General features: G+C 69.5%; 16 protein-coding genes. 8 read left to right on the top strand and 8 right to left on the bottom strand.

Annotation, left to right across the window (positions count from 1 at the left end; genetic code table 11):
• The 4 genes from pgsA to ABGB01_RS00950 all read right to left on the bottom strand — a co-directional run bounded on the left by pgsA (position 1) and on the right by ABGB01_RS00950 (position 5,420).
• Positions 1-573, bottom strand: a complete 573-nt coding sequence (gene pgsA, locus ABGB01_RS00965; RefSeq protein ID WP_347769253.1) for a CDP-diacylglycerol--glycerol-3-phosphate 3-phosphatidyltransferase — start codon at positions 571-573, stop codon at positions 1-3.
• Positions 570-1,979 (bottom strand): 30S ribosomal protein S12 methylthiotransferase RimO, encoded by a 1,410-nt coding sequence (gene rimO / locus ABGB01_RS00960; RefSeq protein WP_347769251.1) that lies wholly within the window; start codon positions 1,977-1,979, stop codon positions 570-572. The genes pgsA and rimO overlap by 4 nt, the downstream gene beginning before the upstream one ends.
• Positions 1,980-2,049: 70 nt before the next feature.
• Entirely contained in the window at positions 2,050-2,802 is a 753-nt protein-coding gene (locus tag ABGB01_RS00955; RefSeq protein WP_347769249.1) for a RodZ domain-containing protein, read from the bottom strand.
• 95 nt (positions 2,803-2,897) lie between these two features.
• Complete coding sequence (locus ABGB01_RS00950; RefSeq protein WP_347769247.1) at positions 2,898-5,420, bottom strand: DNA translocase FtsK; 2,523 nt, start codon at positions 5,418-5,420, stop codon at positions 2,898-2,900.
• 192 nt (positions 5,421-5,612) lie between these two features.
• On the opposite strand from ABGB01_RS00950, the gene ABGB01_RS00945 reads away from it, so the two are divergent.
• Complete coding sequence (locus ABGB01_RS00945; RefSeq protein ID WP_347769245.1) at positions 5,613-8,090, top strand: SpoIIE family protein phosphatase; 2,478 nt, start codon at positions 5,613-5,615, stop codon at positions 8,088-8,090.
• Here ABGB01_RS00945 and ABGB01_RS00940 read toward each other — a convergent pair.
• The 3 genes from ABGB01_RS00940 to ABGB01_RS00930 all read right to left on the bottom strand — a co-directional run bounded on the left by ABGB01_RS00940 (position 8,075) and on the right by ABGB01_RS00930 (position 10,863).
• Positions 8,075-9,007, bottom strand: a complete 933-nt coding sequence (locus ABGB01_RS00940) for an aldose epimerase family protein (RefSeq protein ID WP_347769243.1) — start codon at positions 9,005-9,007, stop codon at positions 8,075-8,077. The genes ABGB01_RS00945 and ABGB01_RS00940 overlap by 16 nt on opposite strands.
• A 2-nt stretch (positions 9,008-9,009) precedes the next feature.
• Positions 9,010-9,969, bottom strand: a complete 960-nt coding sequence (locus ABGB01_RS00935; RefSeq protein ID WP_347769241.1) for a LacI family DNA-binding transcriptional regulator — start codon at positions 9,967-9,969, stop codon at positions 9,010-9,012.
• A 99-nt stretch (positions 9,970-10,068) separates the two neighbouring features.
• Complete coding sequence (locus ABGB01_RS00930; protein ID WP_347769239.1) at positions 10,069-10,863, bottom strand: NAD(P)-dependent oxidoreductase; 795 nt, start codon at positions 10,861-10,863, stop codon at positions 10,069-10,071.
• Positions 10,864-11,094: 231 nt separating this feature from the next.
• On the opposite strand from ABGB01_RS00930, the gene ABGB01_RS00925 reads away from it, so the two are divergent.
• From ABGB01_RS00925 to ABGB01_RS00905, 5 genes are all read left to right on the top strand, one after another.
• The gene (locus ABGB01_RS00925; RefSeq protein ID WP_347769237.1) at positions 11,095-12,309 is read left to right on the top strand and encodes a sugar ABC transporter substrate-binding protein; all 1,215 of its coding nucleotides are present in this window, start codon (positions 11,095-11,097) and stop codon (positions 12,307-12,309) included.
• Positions 12,306-13,235 carry a sugar ABC transporter permease gene (locus tag ABGB01_RS00920; RefSeq protein WP_347769235.1) on the top strand — a complete coding sequence of 310 codons (930 nt, stop codon included), beginning with the start codon at positions 12,306-12,308 and terminating at the stop codon, positions 13,233-13,235. Before ABGB01_RS00925 ends, ABGB01_RS00920 begins: the two co-directional genes overlap by 4 nt.
• Positions 13,232-14,092 (top strand): carbohydrate ABC transporter permease, encoded by an 861-nt coding sequence (locus tag ABGB01_RS00915; protein ID WP_347620277.1) that lies wholly within the window; start codon positions 13,232-13,234, stop codon positions 14,090-14,092. The genes ABGB01_RS00920 and ABGB01_RS00915 overlap by 4 nt, the downstream gene beginning before the upstream one ends.
• Positions 14,093-14,159: 67 nt before the next feature.
• Positions 14,160-14,927: an IclR family transcriptional regulator gene (locus ABGB01_RS00910; protein ID WP_347769233.1), complete on the top strand. Its 768-nt coding sequence runs from the start codon at positions 14,160-14,162 to the stop codon at positions 14,925-14,927.
• A 12-nt stretch (positions 14,928-14,939) separates the two neighbouring features.
• Positions 14,940-15,845: a 5-dehydro-4-deoxyglucarate dehydratase gene (locus ABGB01_RS00905; protein WP_347769231.1), complete on the top strand. Its 906-nt coding sequence runs from the start codon at positions 14,940-14,942 to the stop codon at positions 15,843-15,845.
• A 370-nt stretch (positions 15,846-16,215) separates the two neighbouring features.
• Here ABGB01_RS00905 and ABGB01_RS00900 read toward each other — a convergent pair whose 3' ends face one another.
• Entirely contained in the window at positions 16,216-17,685 is a 1,470-nt protein-coding gene (locus tag ABGB01_RS00900) for an aldehyde dehydrogenase (NADP(+)) (protein ID WP_347769229.1), read from the bottom strand.
• Between the two features lie 105 nt (positions 17,686-17,790).
• On the opposite strand from ABGB01_RS00900, the gene ABGB01_RS00895 reads away from it, so the two are divergent.
• A complete protein-coding gene (locus ABGB01_RS00895) occupies positions 17,791-19,047 on the top strand; it encodes a glucarate dehydratase family protein (RefSeq protein WP_347769227.1) in 1,257 nt (418 codons plus the stop codon).
• Complete coding sequence (locus tag ABGB01_RS00890; RefSeq protein ID WP_347769225.1) at positions 19,041-20,174, top strand: hypothetical protein; 1,134 nt, start codon at positions 19,041-19,043, stop codon at positions 20,172-20,174. Before ABGB01_RS00895 ends, ABGB01_RS00890 begins: the two co-directional genes overlap by 7 nt.
• Positions 20,175-20,424: the final 250 nt, after the last annotated feature.

Genomic DNA, 20,424 nt, shown 5'->3' with positions numbered 1-20,424 from the left:
TCACTCCCCGCGCGCTCGCTCGGCCACCGTACGCAGCCGGATCGCCCTGACGACATAGTCGACGCCCGTGCCCACCGTGACGACCACCGCCGCCCCCATCACCGCCCATCTGACGGGATCGGGCACGAACGGCAGCAGATAGAGCACGATGGCGGCGATCTGCAACACGGTCTTGACCTTGCCACCGTAGCTGGCCGGGATGACGGCGTGCCGCAGCAGCACGAACCTGAGCGCCGTGATGCCCAGCTCCCTGCCGAGGATCACGACCGTGACCCACCACGGCAGCTCGCCGAGGATCGACAGGCACACCAGGGCCGCGCCGGTGAGCGCCTTGTCGGCGATCGGGTCGGCGATCTTGCCGAAGTCGGTGATGAGGCCGTAACGCCGGGCCAGCTCGCCGTCGAGATGGTCGGTGATCGAGGCGACCGCGAAGACCGCCAGTGCGGCGATCCGCCAGCCCGTGCCCGGCACGAACAGGCAGACGACGAAGAAGGGGACGAGCACCAACCGGAGGACCGTGAGGACGTTGGCGATGTTCCACGGGCTTACCACGCGGCGCTCGTCCCTTTTCATGGACTGGCCTTGATGCGCGCGATCAGATCGACCCCCTCGGCGTCGACCACGACCGCGCGCACGATCTCTCCCCGGACCAGGCCGATGCCCTGCACCGTGACCGAGCCGTCGACTTCGGGGCCCTGGTGGGCGGCCCGGCCCTCGTAGCCGCCGTCGCCCAGGTCGTCGTCGATCAGCACGTCGACCTCGGTGCCGATGCGCTCCTCAGCGCGTTGCGCGGTCAACTCCTCGGCCAGCTCGGTGAGCGCCCGCACGCGCTCGTCGACGACCTCCTGAGGAAGCTTGCCCGGCAGCTCGGCCGCCTCGGTGCCGTCTTCGTCGGAATAGCCGAACACACCTATCACGTCGAGCCTGGCGGCCTCCAGGAAGGCGACCAGCTCGCCGAACTCCTCCTCGGTCTCGCCGGGGAAGCCCACGATGAAGTTGGAGCGCACACCCGCCTCAGGGGCGCGCTCACGGATGGTCTCCAGCAGCCCGAGGAAGCGCTGGGGATCGCCGAAGCGGCGCATGCGGCGCAGGACGGAGCCGCTGGCGTGCTGGAAGGACAGGTCGAAGTAGGCGGCGACGCCGTCGGTGCCGGAGATCACGTCGATCAGGCCGGGACGGAGCTCCGCCGGCTGGAGATAGCTGACCCGCACCCGCTCGACGCCCTCGACGGCCGCGAGCTCGGGCAGCAGTTTCTCCAGCGCCCGCAGATCGCCCAGGTCCTTGCCGTAGGACGTGGAGTTCTCGCTGACCAGGACGAGCTCGCGCACGCCCCGGTGGGCCAGCCAGTCGGCCTCGGCCAGCAACTCTTCCGGCTTGCGCGAGACGTAGGAGCCGCGGAAGGCGGGGATGGCGCAGAACGTGCAGCGCCGGTCACAACCGGAGGCCAGCTTGAGCGAGCCGACCGGGCTCTCGTCGAGCCGCTTGCGCAGCACGCGCGGGCCGCTCGCGGGCGCCAGGCCCGCCGGCAGGTCGCCGTGGCCGGGGATGTTGGGCCGGGGCGCGCTGGCACGGTCCACCGGCGAGATGGGCAGCAGGGTGCGGCGGTCGCGTGGCGTGTGCGGCTTGAGCGACCGGCCGGCGACCACGTCGTCGAGGCGGTCGCCGATCTCGGCGTAGTCGTCGAAAGAGATCACCGCACTGGCCTCGGGCAGCGCGTCGGCCAGCTCGTTGCCGTAGCGCTCCGCCATGCAGCCCGCCGCCACCACCTTCGCACCGGAGTCGGCGGCGGCCAGCACCGTGTCGATGGAGTCTTTCTTGGCCGACTCGATGAAGCCACAGGTGTTGACGACGACGACATCGGGGTCGTCGTCGCCCAGCTGCCAACCGGCAGCCTCAAGTCGCGCGGCCAGCTCCTCGGAGTCGACCTCGTTGCGCGCGCAGCCCAGAGTGATCAGCGATGCGGTTCGGCGGGATGACATGGTGAACACTACGGTATCGGGAGTTGGCCACCACCCGATGCACTGGCTCCCCCAGGTGACTCACGCGTGACTATCGCGCCTGCGTTTTCGGCGGGCCGAACGAGCGCCGCACCATCTCCCCCGTCTCGCCGAGCTCCGTCACTTTCTTGCCGTTGACCTGCACCGACACCGCTCCCGCGTCGGCGATCAGCACGTTCACCCTGCCCTCGGCCCGCCAGGTCGACGTCTTTCCCGCTTTGAGCGTCCCCGCGAACAGCTTGTGACCCTCGGCGTCGCGCACGTTCACGTACGACGACCGGTTGGCTTTGATCCGCAGCGTCACTATGCCCTTCTTGGCGGGCCTGGCGCGCGGCGTCTCGGTGATGGGCGTGTTGGGCGGGACGCTGGGCTTGGCCGACGCCGCCCGCACGTCGGCCGTGCGCGCCTGGTCGCTCGCGTCCCCCAGCACCCGCATCAAGCCGAACACCATCACGATCGCCAGCGCCACCCCCAGCGCCGCCGTCCAGTTGGGACCCCGCCGCTCCGGCAGGTTGATCTTGCGGTCGGCCTGGAACACGGCCGAGGCGGCCACCGGCTCGGGCGCACCACCGTGCTGCTGGTCGAAAAGGTGGACGGTGGACTCGGCGTCGAGCCCCACAGCCTGGGCCACAGCCCTGATGTGCCCCCTGGCGTAGAAGTCACCGCCGCATTGGCCGTAATCATCCTGCTCCATGCGATGGATGATCGTCTCGCGAATATTGGTGGCCGCGCTGACCTGCGCGACCGTCAACCCAGCCGACTGCCTGGCTGCCGTCAGCACGGCCCCGATGCTCTGATCCTGCACAGCGAACGCCTCCCCATGGCGCCTGGACTAACCACCACGACGTTGCGTAGTGGTTCATATTCAACCAGTTACCGCTGGGCATGCACGCATTGGGGTCATTCGCCACGCAGGTCGGCCAGCAATCCCGGCAGATCATCCGGTTTCACCAGCACTTCGCGCGCCTTGGATCCTTCGCTCGGACCGACCACGTTGCGGCTCTCGAGCAGGTCCATCAGCCGCCCGGCCTTGGCGAACCCGACGCGCAGCTTGCGCTGCAACATCGAGGTGGAGCCGAACTGGGTGCTGACGATCAGCTCGGCCGCCTGGATCAGCAGGTCGAGATCGTCGCCGATGTCCTCGTCGATCTCGCGCTTGACCGGCGCGGCGGCGACGTCCTCGCGGTATTCGGCCTGCATCTGCGCCTTGCAGTACGCGACGATCTCGGCGATCTCCTTCTCCGAGACGAACGCGTTCTGGATGCGGATCGGCTTGCTCGCGCCCATCGGCAGGAACAGCGCGTCACCCTGGCCGACCAGCTTGTCGGCGCCCGGCTGGTCGAGGATGACCCGCGAGTCGGTGAGGCTCGACACCGCGAAGGCCAGCCTGGACGGCACGTTGGCCTTGATGAGGCCGGTGACCACGTCGACCGACGGCCGCTGCGTGGCGATCACCAGGTGGATGCCCGCCGCGCGGGCGAGCTGGGTGATGCGCACGATCGAGTCCTCGACGTCGCGCGGGGCCACCATCATCAGGTCGGCCAGCTCGTCCACGATCACCAGCAGGTACGGGTACGGCTGGTAGACCCGCTCGCTGCCCGGGGGCGGCTGCAACTTGCCCGCCCGCACGGCCTTGTTGAACTCGTCGACGTGCCGGAACCCCGACGCGGCCAGGTCGTCGTAGCGCCGGTCCATCTCACCGACCACCCATTCGAGAGCTTCGGCGGCCTTCTTCGGGTTGGTGATGATCGGCGTGATCAGGTGAGGGATGCCCTCGTAGACGCTCAGCTCGACCCGCTTGGGGTCGACCAGCACCATGCGCACCTCGTCGGGCGTGGCCCGCATCAGGACGCTGGTGATCAGCCCGTTGACGCAGACCGACTTACCGGCGCCGGTCGCGCCCGCGATGAGCAGGTGGGGCATCTTGGCGAGGTTGGCGACGATGGTGCGGCCCTCGACGTCTTTGCCCAGGCCGACGATCATCGGGTGGTGGTCGGCCTGCGCCACCTGGGAGCGCAGCACGTCGCCCAGCGCCACCAGGTCCTTGTCGGCGTTCGGGATCTCGACCCCGATCGCCGACTTGCCCGGGATGGGCGACAAAATCCTGACATCTGCGGATTTGACGGCGTACGCGATGTTCTTGGTGAGCGCCGTGACCTTCTCGACCTTGACCGCGGGCCCCAGCTCGATCTCGTAGCGGGTCACGGTCGGCCCCCGGGTGAACCCGATGACCTGCGCGTCGATGCCGAACTGCTCCAGCACGCTGGTCAACGCGTTGACCACGGTCGTGTTGGCCTTGGTCTGCGGTTTCGGCGCCGTGCCCGGCTTGAGGTGCTGCAGGTCGGGCAGGCTGTAAGGACCCGCCTGCGGCGACAGCACGAGCTGCTCCACCTTGCGCGGCGCCGGCGTCGGCTCGGGGGGCTCCGGCTTGCGCTCCAGGTCGGGCGCGGGCGCCGATTCCTCGTCCGTCAGGCCCGGCACGATCTCCGGGGAGTGGTCGGTGTGTTTGTCCTTCTCTGCCAGCACGGGCGTGTCGTACGGCTTGACGAGGTCGCCGCCCTCGCCGTCCTCCGCCTTCTTGGGCTTGGACCGCTTCTTGGCGGACGTCCTGGACGTGGAGCCCTTGGGCTCGGCGTCGGCCTGCCGCTCGAACAGCAGGTGCTTGAGCTCGGCCAGCCGCTCGGGAACGCGGTGCACGGGGGTGGCGGTGATCACCAGCACGCCGAACCCCGACAGGATCAGCAGCAGCGGGATCGTGATCCACGGCGGCAGGATGCTCATCGGCGGCGCCGCCACGATGAACCCGACCATGCCCCCGGCCTGCGACACCTTGTCCATGCCCTGGCCCTCGCCCGCCGGGTAGGGGGTGCCGTTGGCCACGTGGATGACGCCGAGCACGCCGATCAGCAGGGCGGCCCATCCGATCACCATGCGCCCGGTGTCGGCGTTCTGGTCGGGATGGCGCAGGTAGCGCCAGGCCAGCAGGCCGAGCAGCAGCGGCAGCGCCCAGGCCAGCGAGCCGAACACGCCGCGCGCGGCCGCGTTCACCACGCCGGAGACCGCGCCGTCGGAGTTGCGCCACGTCATGGCCGCGACCACGATGGCGGCCCCGAGCACCGCCAGCCCCACCCCGTCGCGCCGGTGCGCCGGATCGAGTTCGCGGGCGTTCTTGCCCAGCGCCCGGGCGGTGCTGCCGATGCCGTTGGCGACCAGCATCCACAACCCGACGATCAGCTTGCCGATCATCGTGAAGACCCAGCTGATCGGGTCCTGGTGGGTCACGGAAGGCTTGCGACCGGTGGCGGATCCCTTAGCCCTGGACCGTCCCGCCGACGAGCCCCCGCGCTTGGCGGAGGTCGAGCGAGACGAGGTCGACCGCTTCGCCGGCCCCTTCGATGCGCTTTTCGGCGTACGGGTGGCCATGATGCCAAAGGTACGTCGGAGACACCGCGGAACGCGCGGAGGCTCGCCGGTGTCGTGACATTCCGGCACCTCAAAACCGGCAGAGTCCTTTCCTCGCATGGGGATCATCGACAACCGGAGGTGGTGACGCCGCCGGTCTGCCACTCTGTGAGTGACCAAGGTGCCACATCGAGTGATGTTCTAGGACGCAGAGTGGACACGACCCGGGTGTCGAGCACGGCCTTCGACGGCACACCCCATGCTCCGGCCCACGCGCGCAAGTTCGTCCGTCAGGTCCTCGGCGAGTGGCATCTGAGCCACCTCGCCGAGGACGCCGTGCTGCTGACCAGCGAGCTCGTCACCAACGCCGTCGTGCACGCGGGCACCGGGATCGAGCTGACGTGCCGTCTCGACGCGGACGCCGGCCCGGCGAAGCTGGAGATCGAAGTCGACGACCACCTGCCCGAGCGGACGATCGACGAGGCCGGCGTCATGCCCGACGTGACCCTCACGGACGAGGTGCGGCCGTCCGGGCGTGGGCTCGCGCTCGCGGGCATGCTGGCCGACGCCTGGGGCGTCACGTACACGAGGACCGCCAAGCGCGTCTGGGTGCGCCTGGAGCTCGCGGACGGCGGCGACGGGCAGGAGACCGTGACCGGCCCGCCGGTCACGGCCCCCGCCGCCATCGACACCCTGCACGTCGGCGTGGTGGTCACCGACGGCGACGGGCTCGTACGGTCGTGGAACTCCGAGGCGCGGCAGTTGCTCGGCTGGCGTCCCGAGCAGGCGATCGGCCGGCCGCTGGCCGACCTGGTCGCCTGGCGCGGCCACGGCCCGTACGCGCTGTCGCTGACCGACACGCTCGGCCTGGGCCGCTGGCGGGGCGAGGCTCGCATGCGGCACGCCGACGGGAGGCTGGTGCCCGTCTACGTCTCCCACCTGCGCACCGACGGGCGTGCGCGGGATCGCCGGTCGATCTGGATGGTGGTGGCGGGCGACCACCGCTACGTCCTGACGCCGCCGCCCGCGCCCCGCAGGGAGGCGGGCCGGCGTATCAAGGACCTGCTCGACCAGGACATGCCGTTCCCCGAGCTGCTCGACACGATCGCCAGGATCGTGCAGATGTCCAGCGGCGGCGACGCCGCGTACGTGTTGCTCCCCACGGAGGGCGGCAGCAGGTTCGGCGTGGCGGCGGGCGCGGGCGCGACGGCGGGGCTGGTGGGGGTGCTGGCCACCGGCGTGTTCGGCGCCGAGCGCAAGACGCCCACGATGATCGAGGACCTGCTGGCCGGTGACGTCGAGCTGGCCGAGCAGCTGCGCGCCCGCTCGCTGGCGTGCGCGCCCCTGCTCCTGGCCGGCGAGGTGACCGGCTACCTCGCCGTGACGGCGGAGCAGCCCGGCCACCTTGACCAGGAGCTCACGGTGAGCCTGCAGCACATCGCCGACCAGGTCGCGATGCCGGTGCAGCGCGCGCGGCTGGCCGAGCAGGACCGCGCGCACCGGGGCCGGCTGTCCTTCCTGGCCGAGGCGGGCGAGCTGCTGGCGGGCGTGCACGACGAGGAGCTCATCGCGGCGCTGACCGCGCAGCTCGTCGTCCCCAAGATCGCGACCTGGGCGGCCGTCTACCTGACCGACCTCGCGGGCATGACCAGGCTCGCCCACGTCTGGCACAGCGAGGAACGCCACAACGCCGACCTGCGCAAGTCGTTGCCCGCCATCCCCCGCACCGCGCTCGACGAGGTGAGCTGGCCCGCCGGCCCGGAGGCGGTGCTGGCGTTCCCGCTGCTCACCCAGGGCCGCTCGCACGGCGCGCTGGTGATCGGCCGCGCGGAGCCGACGCTGCCGCTGGAGGTGGCCGACCTGCTGGCCGACCTGTGCCGCCTGGTGGCGCTCAACCTGCACACCGCGATGCTCTACGCCCGGCAGGCCACCACGTCGCGGGTGCTGCAGCGCAGCCTGCTGCCGATGCGCGTGGCGCCCATGCCCGGCCTGGAAAGCGCCGTCGTCTACGAGCCCGCCGAAGAGGGCGCGGACGTCGGCGGCGACTTCTACGACCTGTTCACGGTGGGCGACCACTGGTGCTTCGCGCTGGGCGACGTTTGTGGCAGCGGCCCGGAGGCGGCCGCGGTGACCGGGCTGGCCCGCCACGCCGTACGCCTGCTGGCCAAGGAGCACTACACGGTGGCCGACATCTTCGACCGGCTCAACCAGGCGCTGCTGGAGGAGGACGACGAGGGCAGGTTCCTCAGCCTGCTGTGCGGCGAGCTGACCCCGCTCCCGCAGGGCGGCGCGCTGTGCACGATCGCCTCGGCGGGGCATCCGCCGCCGCTGGTGCTGCGCGCGGACGGCCTGGTCGAGGCGGTGGCGACGCCCCAGCTGCTGCTGGGCATCGAGGCCGGCGCCAGGTTCTACGTCGAGACGTTCGAGCTGGCGCCCGAGGAGGTGCTCCTGTGCGTGACCGACGGCGTGACCGAGCGGCGTGACGGCTCCCGGCTGCTGGACGACGGCAACGGGCTCGCCGCGCTGCTCGCGCAGTGCCGTGGGCTGAGCGCCCACGCGGTGGCCGAACGGGTGCGGCACGTGGTCGAGACGTTCGCCCCCGAGCCGTCGCAGGACGACGTGGCCCTGCTGGTGATCAGGGCCGGTGAGCAGGGCCGCCGCCGCCCCGCGCCCGGTCAGGCGAACCGGTAGGTGGTGGACGACGTGCGGATCTCACCCGGCCGCAGCACGGTGGAGGGGAAGCGCGGCTGGTTGGGCGAGTCGGGGAAGTGCTGGGTCTCCAGGCACAACCCGGCGAACGGCCCGTACGGCGTCTCCACGCCGTCCAGCATGCTGCCGCTGTAGAACTGCACGCCGGGCTCCGTGGTGGTGACCTCCATGGTGAGCCCGCCGGCGGTCACCCTGATGTCGCCGTCGAGCACGAAGCAGTGGTCGTACGCGCCGTCGTAGCGCTCCCCCACGGCGTGCGGCTCGCTGAAGTCGAACGGCGTGCCCTTGACCGGCGCGAGCTCCCCCGTGGGGATCTTGCCCTCGTCGACCGGCAGGTAGTGCTCCGCCTCCATCTGGATGACGTGGTCGAGCACGTCGCCGCTGCCCTTGAGGTTGAAGTAGGAGTGGTTGGTCAGGTTGACCACGGTCGGCGCGTCGCTCTTCATGGAGTAGTCGATCCGGATGGCGCCGTCGGCCAGCGTGTACGTGACCGTTGAGGTCAGCGTGCCCGGATAGCCCTGGTCACCGTCGGGGCTGGTCAGCGCGAGCATCACCGACGAGTCGGTGCGGCCGGCGATGGTCCACACCCTGCGGTCGAAGCCGTCGGTGCCGCCGTGCAGGCTGTGGGCGCCGTTGTTGATCGGCAGATGATATTCGACGCCGTCCAGGGTGAAGCGCCCGTTCGCGATGCGGTTGCCGTAGCGGCCGACGACGGCGCCGAAGTAGCGGCTGCGGGTGAGATAGTCGTCCAGCGTGTCCAGCCCGAGCACGACGTTCACCCCGGACACCTCCAGGGAGCGCAGGATGGCGCCGTAGGTGAGCACCTCGGCGCGCAGCCTCCCCGATGACAGCTCCACGCGCTCGACCTGCTCGCCTGACGGCAGCGTTCCGAAAACCATTTTCACTGGGCCCTTCCCGTGGACTCGCGGACAATGAGGGCGGTGTCGAGGGTCACGGTCGCGCCCTCGCCCCCCGACTGGAGCAGCAGATCGACTGCCATCCTCCCGGCCGCCGCCGCCGGCATGGCCACCGTGGTCAGCTTGGGCCGGTTGAGCCGTCCGGGAAGGATGTCGTCGAACCCGATCACACTTACCTGGTCTGGTACCCCTATCTCCATCGCCGACAGTCCCTCTATGAGGCCAAGCGCGACGAGATCGTTGTAGGCGAGCACCGCGGTCGCCCCGCAGGCGGCCACGTCGGCGGCCACGGCCAGGCCGCCGGCCTCCGTCGGCTGGTTGGGGCCGAAGAAGACCAGGTCCAGACCGGGCGCCTCGGCGGCCACACCCTGCATCTCGTTGCTGGTCCACGAGCCGATCGGACCGGACACGAGGGCGATCCTGCGGTGGCCGAGCCCGGTGAGGTGCTCCAGCGCGTGCTTGGCGCCCTGGGCGACGTTCATGAGCACGGCGGGCATGCCCTTGACGCGCCGGTTCACCACCGCGAACGGCACGTCCTCGGCCAGGCGCTCGATCATCCGGTTCGACAGCCGGGGGCTGCACAGCAGGACGCCGTCCACCTGCTTGGCGAACGTCCTGATCAGCTCCTCCTCGACCCGCGGGTCCTCGTCGGTGTCGGCCACGAACACGTGGTAGTCGCGCCCCCTGGCCTGCGCCTGGGCGGCCTTGATGAGCGGGGGGAAGAACGGGTTGGCGATGTCGGCGACGATGAGGCCCATGTTGAACGTGCGGCCGGTCGTCAGCGCCCTGGCCGCGCGGTTGGGCCGATAGCCGAGGTCGTCGGCGGCGGCCAGCACGCGGCTCCGGGTGGCGGGGTTGACCAGGTGGGGCGCGGAGAACGTGCGCGACACGGTGGACACGTGGACGCCGCAGGCGCGGGCCACGTCCTTGATCGTCGCCGCCATCGCCGTCCTCCCTTGCAAACGGTTGCCAGACTAAACCTTGACCTTCACGCCAGTAGCCGTCAAGGTTCTTGCAACCGGTTGCTGAGGGCTAAGCGGGGTTCACCAGATGCCGCCGAGTTCGTTGAGCGTGAACACGCCGCCGGCCCGATCATGCAGCGGCTGCGACAGGTCGGGCTCGCCCTGCTCGGCGATGAGCGCGGCGGCCCGGGCCTCGGAGTCGTCGCGGGAGACGTACCCGATGGCCTTGGCCTCCTCCAGCGACCACCAGCGGCGGGTGTTGTCGGAGACTCCCCAGACCACGTGGTAGCCGGGCGCTGTGAGCCCGGCCTCGACCAGGCGGGTCAGGTCGTCGGGCGAGATCCAGGTGGCCAGCCCGCGCGTGTCGGCCGACGCCTCGTTGCAGGTGCCGAGCCTGATCACGGTCACGTTCATGCCGAACCGGTCGTGGTAGAGGCTCCCCAGCGCCTCCATGACGACCTTGCTCACGCCGTAATAGGTGTCGGGCCGGGGGAAGGCGTAGTCGGGCAGGTCGGCGCCCCCGGCCGGCCTGGTGTGGTATCCCGCCGCGTGGTGGCTGCCCATGAGCACGAGGTGCTCGACGCCCTCGTTGCGTGCCGCCTCCATCAGCACGTGCATGCCCTCGATGTTGGCCCGCACGATGTCGGCCCAGGGCCGCTCCCTGCTCTGGCCTCCCATGTGGAGCACCGCGTCCACGTCCTTCATGGCCTCGGCCATGGCGGCCGGGTCGGCGAGATCGGCCGCCACCCACTCCTCTCCCGGGCCCGGTTCGACGGGATGCAGGTCGGAGAGCCGCAGCGTGCGTCCCTCGCGGGCGAGTCGCGGGCGGAGCAGCGTGCCGACTTTTCCCGCGGCCCCTGTCATCAGAATGCGCATGCCCCTTGGTGTACACGATTCTGGCAGAAATTCACATCCTTGAATATTGACCGTGAACGGGATGAGTGATTACGGTCACAGACACATATCCATGTGCACGACTCATGTCCACGTATGTGAACGGGAGGCGGTCTGATGTCACGACGTCTGCTCGGGACCGCGATCATCGCGTCCCTGGCCGTAACGCTGACAGGCTGCGGTTCCGGGGGATCAAGCTCAGAAGACAACACCTTGGAAATCTGGATCAGGCAAGCGGCTGATTCCGACTCTGCCAAGACCGCACAGAAGCTCGCCGACGCATTCACCAAGGCCAGCGGCACGCCCACGAAAGTCGTCGCGATATTCGACGACTTCGAGACCAAGCTGAACCAGCAGGCGGCGCAGAAGCAGCTTCCCGACATCGTCATCAACGACACCGCCCAGATCGGCACCATGCAGTCGCAGGGCTGGCTCCAGGAGGTCGACAAAGCCTCACTCGCAGGCGGCGACCAGGTGTCGGAGCTGGCATGGAAGGCCGCCACGGCCAGTGACGGCAAGATCTACGCGGCTCCGTTCTCCGGCCAGGCGTTCGCGCTGTTCATCCGCAAGGACTGGCGCGAGAAGGTCGGCATGGAGCCCCCCGAGACGTGGGAGGACCTCGCCAAGCTCGCCACCGCCTTCACCGAGAAGGACCCCGACGGCAACGGCAAGAAGGACACCAGCGGCTTCGTCATCCCCGCCGGCACCAAGCGCGGCTACGCCTCGTGGTACGCCTCCTCGCTCATCTACGCCAACGGCGGCGACTTCGTCAAGGCCAGCGGCTCCGGCACGTTCACCGCCACGATGAACGACCCGAAGACCGTCGAAGCCGTCCAGTACCTGCAGGACCAGTTCTGCACGACCAAGACCGTCAACCCCGGCGCGGTCAGCAACGACACGACCGTCACGCACGAGGTCTTCGAGAAGGGGCAGGGCGGCATCTACCTGACCGGCCCGTACGTGCTGGCCAGGTTCGTCGAGAGCATCGGCACCGACAAGATCGAGGTCGTCCCGGTGCCCAAGGGCCCGTCCGGCGGTCCCGGCACGCTCGGCGAGGGCGAGAACGTCTACCTCATGGCCGGCTCCGAGAACCAGGAGGCGCAGAAGAAGTTCGCCGAGTTCGCCATCTCCGCCGAAGGCCAGCGGATCGGCATGAACAAGGACGCCAACGGCGCCATCGTCCGGCTGCCCGTCAACACCCAGGTCGACATGGCCGCCGAGCGGCAGGACCCGCGGTGGAAGGTGTTCCAGGAGTCGTACGAGCACGCCGTCTACGCCCCGCCGGTGGCCAACTGGGCGCCGATCCGCCAGGACTCCGCCGACTCCATCAACGCCGTCTGGGCCGACTGCGGCGCCGACGTCAAAGCCAAGATGGAGGAGCTGAACACCAAGCTCACCCAGGAACTGCAGAGCCAGAAAGCGTCATGACCTCCACACTCACGCCGGCGCGGAGCTCGGCGGCGCCCCCTCACCGCCGCACCAGGGCGGTGCGGTGGCGGGGGCCGGTGATCGCGTGGTTGTTCCTGGCGCCCGCTCTGGTGCTCTTCCTGTACTTCAAGTTCATCCCGATGTTCGTGGGCCTGTGGAAGAGCCTGTTCAAGGTCCAGACGTTCCTCGGTGACGAATGGGTCGGCCTGCAGAACTACCAGACGATCATCTCCGACGACGAGTTCGCCTCGGCCATCTGGCACAGCATCGTGCTGGCGCTCGGCACCACGGTCGGCTCGATCGTGCTGGGGCTCGGTCTCGCACTGCTTATCGAAGGGCCGGCGCGATACCTGTGGTTCGTCAGGACGGCCGCCTTCCTGCCGGTCGTCACCACGATGGCGGCCGTGGCCGAGGTCTGGCGGATCATGTTCCACCCGGCCGACAGCGGCATGCTCAACATCATCATCGGCTGGGCCGGGATCGATCCGCAGCCCTGGCTGGCCAGCGAGGACTCCTCGCTGTGGTCGATCATGATCATGAGCATCTGGCGCGGCACGCCGTACGACATGATGATCTTCCTGGCCGGGCTGGTCGGCGTGGACCGCACGCTCTACGAGGCGGCGGCCGTGGACGGGGCCTCCACCTGGCGCCGGCTGCGGCACATCACACTGCCGGCGCTGCGTCCGGTGTTCTGGATCCTGTTCACGCTGGCGGCCATCCGCGGGCTGCGGGTGTTCGTCGAGGTGTACGTGCTCACCAACGGCGGCCCGAACGGCTCCTCCGAGGTGCTCATGACCCTGATCTACAAGCTCGGCTTCCAGAAGAACGAGCTGGGCGTCGCCTCGGCGGGCGGGATCGTGTTGTTCGCCGCCACGCTGGCGCTCACGGTGGTCGTGCAGATGTTGCGCAGGAGGCAGACGACATGAGGTTCGACAGCGCTCTGGGCCTGGAGTCGCGCAAGGGTCCCCTGGCCATCGCCGGAAAGACCCTGATTTATGGCCTTATGGTGGTGGTTTTCACCGGGCCGCTGATCGCGCTGCTGATGAGTTCCTTCAGCAAGACCCTCGACCCGACGTCCTTCTCCCTGTGGCCCGACGAGTTCACCCTGGAGAACTTCGTCCAGGCCGGGGAGAAGAACGTCTATCTCTACCTGCTCAACTCGTTCGTGGTCGTGGGCTTCGGGCTGCTGCTGCAGATGCTGGTCAGCGTCTTCGCCGCCTACGCTCTGGCGCGCAAGAAGTTTCGCGGCATGACGTTCGTGATGCTGCTCATGCTCGCCACGATGATGCTCCCCGAGGAGATCATCGCGATCCCCCTCTCGCTCGTCCTGGCCGACATGCCGCTGCTGAACCTCAACCTCATCGGCACCTACGCGGGCATGATCCTGCCCGTCGGCGCCTGGGGCTTCTCCATTCTCGTGATGACGGAGTTCATGAAGGAGGTGCCGGTCGAGCTGGAGGAGGCCGCGCGCATCGACGGCGCAGGAGAGTTGCGCATCTTCGCCACGATCATCGTGCCGCTGTGCCGCCCCGCGCTCGGCGTGATCGGCGTCTTCGGCTTCACCATGATCTGGGACCAGTATCTGCTGCCGTTGATCGTCGCACCGGCGTCCGACATGTGGACACTGCCAATCGCGCTGCGCTCGCTCCGCTCCGACGAGGAGGTGGGGATCGGCGTGCTGCTCGCCGCCTCGCTGCTGGCGCTGCTCCCGTCGATCATCGCGTTCCTGGCTTTCCAGCGGCAGTTCATGCGTGGCCTGACCAGCGGCGCGGTCAAGGGTTAGGCGTCCACGTATATGGACGGTATCCCATATCCTGGATGTTTGAAGCCGCCGAAGGATACGAGATGGGATGAGTATGGAGCCCCAGCTGGTCAAGTCCGCCGAGCGGACGGTACGCATCCTCGAGGCCCTGGCCGACTCGCACCACAGCATGACACTGTCGGAGCTCCAGCAGCGCACCGGATTCCCCCGCAGCAGCCTCCACGCCCTCATGCGGACGCTGGTCGAGCTCAACTGGGTGGAGACCGACTCGGCCAGGTCGGCCTTCGGGATCGGGCCGCACGCGCTCCTGACCGGCACCGCGTACCTCGACAAGGACCCCGCGCTGCCCTACGCGCAGGAGACGCTGGAGGACCTCCGGGACGAGATCGGGCAGACCGTGCACTTCGCCCGGCGGGACGGCGCGCACGTGCTCTACCTGGCGACCAGGGAGTCACGCGAGGCCGATCACGTGATCCCCCGGGTGGGGCGGCGGCTGCCCGCGCACGTCACGGCGCTCGGACAGGTGCTGCTCGCCCAGCTCACCGACGACGAGGTCATGACACTCCTTCCGGAGCCGCTGGTGGGGCTGACCCACCAGACGATCACCGACATGAGCAAACTGACCGGCGAACTCGACCAGGTCCGCACGCGGGGCTGGTCGTACGAACGCGAGCAGGGCACGCCCGGTGTGGCCTGCGTGGCCGTCGCGGTCGACTACCGCATCCCGGCCACCGACGCGATCAGCTGCTCCATGCCCGCCGAACTCGGACCCGCCGACGTCGAGCAGATCATCGACGCGATGATCAAACACACCCGCAAGCTGGCTGCCACTCTTCGCAGGGAGGGCATCCGCTAGAAAGGACTGTTGATGCGGCTAGATGGTGTTCTCTTCTTCCCGGTGACTCCCTTCGGCGCCGACGGCGACCTCGCCGAACCCGCGCTGGCCCGGCACGTCGCCACCGGGGTCGCGGCCGGGGCGGGAGGAGTGTTCACCGCGTGCGGCACCGGCGAGTTCAGCGCCCTCGACCTCGACGAGTACACCAGGGTCATGGCCGTTTCCGTCAAGGCGGCCGAGGGGCGCGTGCCCGTCTTCGGCGGCGCCGGCGGCCCGCTGCCCGCAGCCAAGGCCATCGCCAGGGCTGCGGCCGCCCAGGGCGCCGACGGGCTGCTGCTCATGCCTCCCTACCTGGTCACCGGCCCCGCGGGCGGTCTGGTCCAGTACGTCCGCGAGATCGCCGAGGCCGGCGGCCTCCCCGTGATCATCTATCAGCGCGGCACCGCCCGCTTCACCCCTGAGGCCGTCGCCGAACTGGCCCAGGTGCCCGAAGTCATCGGTTTCAAGGACGGGCTCGGCGACTTCGACCTGCTCCAGCGGATCATCCTGACCGTGCGGAAATCGACCGACAAGCCCTTCACGTTCTTCAACGGGCTGCCCACCGCCGAACTGACCGTGCCCGCCTATCGAGGGCTCGGGGTGAACCTGTATTCAAGCGCCGTGTTCGCCTTCGCGCCCGAGATCTCGCTGGCCTTCTACAAGGCGGTGACGGGCGGGGACGAGGTGCTGGTGCAGCGGCTGCTCACCCACTTCTACCTGCCGCTGGTCGAGCTGCGCGACCTCGTGCCCGGCTATGCGGTCTCGCTGGTCAAGGCAGGTGTGCGGATCCGGGGCCTGGAGGTCGGAGGCGTACGGCCGCCGCTGGTGGATCCCTCGCCCGAGCACGTGACGTCGCTGGAGCGCCTCATCGCCACCGGCCTGCGCATCGCCGGCTCCTGACCACCCGCGTCCCCCTGCCCATCGAGGGGCGCACTCGCGCTCGGCACTTGCCCGCTCGAACTCTCCCACGCCCGCGCACGCCCGCCACAACCGAACCGCCACGCCCGCGCGCACGCCCGCCACAACCGAACCGACGCCCGCACGCAACCCGAGCCCGCACCCCACCTCCAGCCGCGGCCCGCCATCTGCGGGGCCGAAGTGCTGGCCGAGCAGGTACGGCGCGGTGAGGTCACGGCCTCGCACCGACGCCATCGCGTTGTCTTTCTGCCGCTTGCCGAGCCCGAAAGCCGACCGGGGGCAGGGGCGCCGACGTGGGGCGATCCCGCGACGACGAGCGGGCCGCCCCACGTCCTCGGTCACCTCCGGGGGCTCACCCCTGCAGCCGACCGTCCACCCGGCGCGGAATGGACAGCGGGTTGGCGTCCTTGAGCTCATCCGGCAGCAGCGCCTCCGGCCAGTCCTGGTACGCCGTGGGCGCCAGCCACCGATCGATGGCCGTGGCACCGACGGACGTGAACGCCGACGTCGACGCGGGCCACGGACCACCGTGATGCATCGCCCAGCACACGGCCACCCCGGTCGGCCACCCGTTCCAGATGAGCCGGCCCGCCTTCTTGCCGAGCACCTCGGCGACGTCACCCGCCTCGGCGGGGTCGGTGCTGTGAACGGTCGCGGTGAGCGACCCTTCGAGCCGCTCAATCACCGGCGGCAGATCGGAGACATCCCGGTAGGTCACCACGATCGCCGCCGGCCCGAAGCACTCCTCGGCGATGTGCGGGAGCTTCTGCGCGAACGTGTCGAGATCGGTGGTGAACACCTTGGGCGTGACCGCCCAGTGCCCCTCACCGGGCTTGCCCTCGGCCAGCAGCCGCAGCTCGCCCAGCCGCTCGGCCCCGCCGAGATAGCCGTCCCTGATGCGCTCGGCCAGCATGGTCCCGCCGCTGGTCCCCTCAACGGCCTCCACGAGGGCCTGCCGCAGCTCGTCGTCGTTCGGCACGAACATGAGCCCGGGATTCGTACAGAACTGCCCGACGCCCAGCGTCAGCGACCCGGCGAACCCCGTGGCCACTTCCTTGGCGGGTGCCGACGGCAGCACGACCACGGGGTTGACGCTTCCCAGCTCGCCGTAGAACGGAATCGGCACCTCCCGCTCGTCGATCAGTTTCTGGATCGCCTTGCCCCCGGCCACCGATCCGGTGAACCCGGCCGCGACCACCTTGGGGTGCTTGACCAGGTCGACGCCCGCCTGCATGCCCTGCACCAACCCCAGCAGATCGGGGTTCGGCAGCGCCTCACGGACGATCTTCGCGACTCGCTCGGAGGTGTTCGGGTGCCCGGGGTGCGCCTTGACGACCACCGGACACCCGGCGGCCAGCGCGGACGCGGTGTCGCCCCCGGCCACCGAGAACGCGAACGGGAAGTTGCTGGCCGAGAAGACGGCGACGACGCCCCGCAGCGCGTGCTTCATCCGGCGTACGTCGGGCCTCGGCGGCGTCAGGGAGCCATCGGCGTGGTCGATGACGGCCTCCAGGTAGCCGCCGTCTCTGATCACCTGGGCGAACAGCCGGAACTGCCCGGCCGCACGTGCCACCTCACCGCGCAGCCGTACCTCTCCGAGTGCGGTCTCCTGGTCGGCGAGCTGCCACAGCTCGTCCACGTGCGCGGCGAGCGCGTCGGAGACGGCCTCGAGCGCGCGCGCCCGCTCCTCTGCGGAGGCCGCCCGCCAGGCGGCGCCGGCGGCGGCCGCGGCGGAAACGGCCACGTCGACCCCGGCGCTGTCAGTCTCGGGCAGTGCGGTACCCACGGTCTCGCCTGTCCTGGGGTCGTGTCCGTAGATCATCGAATCGCCCTTCGGAGTCTTGACACTTCTTCAGCCTGATTCTTACAGTTGCGGCGACTTGTCCACAAATCTGGCTATTGTTCACATACATGGACGGCGGTCGTAATGATCATTAGGCAGATCCGCATAACGCCTGTCGCTTTCCGGGATCCGCCCCTTCTGAACGCCGCTGGAGTCCACGAGCCATGGGCCCTCCGTACCATTGTCGAGGTCGTCACCGACGAAGGTCTGACCGGGTTGGGAGAGACCTATGGGGACTCCGGCCACCTCGGCAAGGTGCGCGAGTGCGCGCAGGCCCTGGTCGGCCTCGACGTGCACGACACCAACACGATGTACGCCCGGATCAGCGCGATCATCGGCGACGTCGTCAGCGACATGCACGGCCTGACCGGTGTCGCCACGAAGGAGAAGAGCATCGACCGGGTCTTCTCCCCCTTCGAAGTGGCGTGCCTGGACATCCGCGGCAAGGCCGCCGGCGTGCCGGTCGTGGATCTGCTGGGCGGCAGGGTCAGGGACGCCGTCCCCTACAGCGCGTACCTCTTCTACAAGTGGGCGGGCCACCCGGACGAGGAGCCGGACCGCTTCGGGGCGGCCCTGGACGAAACGGGTGTCGTCGAGCAGGCCAGGCTGCTCATCAAGGAGTATGGCTTCGCGTCCATCAAGCTCAAAGGGGGTGTCTACCCCCCGGACCAGGAGATCGCCGCCATCCGGGCCCTGCATGAGGCGTTCCCCGGGGTGCCGTTGCGTCTGGACCCCAACGCCGCCTGGACGGTGGAGACCTCGATCCGCGTGGGCCGGGAACTCGAAGGCACCCTCCAGTACCTCGAAGACCCCACACCCGGCATTCCCGGCATGGCCGAGGTGGCCGCCGCCGTCCCCATGCCGCTCGCCACGAACATGTGCGTGGTGACCCCCGAACACCTCCCTCCCGCCATCGCCTCCCGCGCGATCGGCGTGCTCCTGCTCGACCACCACTACTGGGGCGGCCTGGTCCGTTCCTCGCACATCGCCTCCCTCTGCGACACGTTCGGACTGGAACTGTCCATGCACTCCAACTCCCACCTCGGGATCAGCCTGGCCGCCATGACCCATCTGGCCGCCGCCACCCCGAACCTCACCTTCGCCTGCGACACCCACACCCCCTGGCAGAACGGCCAGGACGTGGTCGCGCCAGGCGCCCTGCGCTTCACCGCCGGAGCCGTCCCCGTGCCCGCAGGCCCGGGCCTGGGCGTCGAACTGGACCGCGACGCCCTGGCCCTCATGAGCGAGCAGTACGAGAAATGCGGGATCCGCGCCCGCGACGACACGACGTACATGCGGCGCTTCGAGCCCGCCTTCAACGCGAGGAGGCCCCGATGGTGAACGTGGCCTACGTCTACCCGTGGGACGTCGTCGGTGACCCCTCCGCCCCCGAACGCCTCGCCGGCCTGGGCGTGGAGGCGGTCGCGCTGGCGGCCAGCTACCACTCCACCAGGGCCGCCACGCCGTACCACCCCGCACACCGCGTCCTTGACGTGCCCTACCCCGCCTTCTATCTCCCGATCCGCCCTTCATCGTGGTCGCGTCTCGTCCCCGCCTCTCCCACCTGGACTCCTGAGGACGCCTACCTCCAGGCCCGGGACACCCTGAAGGCAGCCGGCCTGCAGGTGCACGCCTGGACCGTGCTGACTCACAACTCCCACCTGGGAACTGCCCATCCGGACCTGACCGTCCGTAACGCCTTCGGCGACCCCTACCCGTACGCCCTGTGCCCCGCGCACGAGGACGTCATCGAATACTGCGAGCGCCTGGTCCAGGAGATCCTCACCGTGGGCGAACCCGACGGGCTGATCCTGGAAGCCTGCGGACCGATGGGCTTCGGCCACCAGAGCGTCCACGAGAAGACATCCGGCGCCGACTGGACCTCCGCGGACATCGACCTGCTGTCACTCTGCTTCTGCACCGCCTGCGCCGACCGCTATCCCCCGAACACCCGGGACCAGGTCCGCGCCGCCATCGACCGCACCCTTCCTGCCGAGACCTCGCCCACGACCATCGACGAGGCTCTCGGCCGGCTGGCCGACGAGGTGCGCACCGTCCGGGCCGGGCTGTCCACCTCCCTGCGCGAACGCCTCATGGCCGTCGCGAGGAGCGCCTCCCCCACCGTCCCCATAACCCTGCACGCCAACCCGGACCCCTGGGCCGCCGGCGCCTTCGCCCCCCTTCCCTCAGGCGAGCAGGGAGCCGACGTGCTGGTGGCCAACTGCTGGGGCGACCCTGCCACGGACGCCGCCCGGCTCACCCGCCTCACGGAGTTGTCCGGCCCCGGCCAGAGAGTGGGCGCCTACGTCCTCGCCCTCCCACCCCGCCCAGCCGACGCGGAAGCACTGGCCGACCAGCTCAGGACGTACGCCAAGGCAGGAGCGTCCGAGTTTCACCTCTACCACGCCGGCCTGGCCTCTCCGCAACGCCTGAAAGCCATGAGAGAAGCCTTGCGTCTCCACCACTAAGTCCTCTCTCACGGGTGGCGTCCCGCAGAGCGAGGCGGTTTCTCACCTGCCCGGCCATATCCGGCAGGCAGGTGACGCCATGTCGTTCTCTCACCTGCCCAGCTATGTCCGGCAGGTAGGTGACGCACCCCGTGATCGTTGATCCACCACTCGTCAGGGACATCACCCGGTGTCCCTGACCTGCCGGACACGGCCTTCCGCGACGCGCGCACACGCCTCCCGCAACCCCCACACGGCCTTCCGCGACGCG

This window comes from Nonomuraea sp. B5E05 (assembly GCF_039880665.1).
GTDB lineage: Bacteria > Actinomycetota > Actinomycetes > Streptosporangiales > Streptosporangiaceae > Nonomuraea.
The sequence above is the reverse complement of the archived record's forward strand: the minus strand, read 5'-3'. Positions and strand labels throughout refer to the sequence as shown.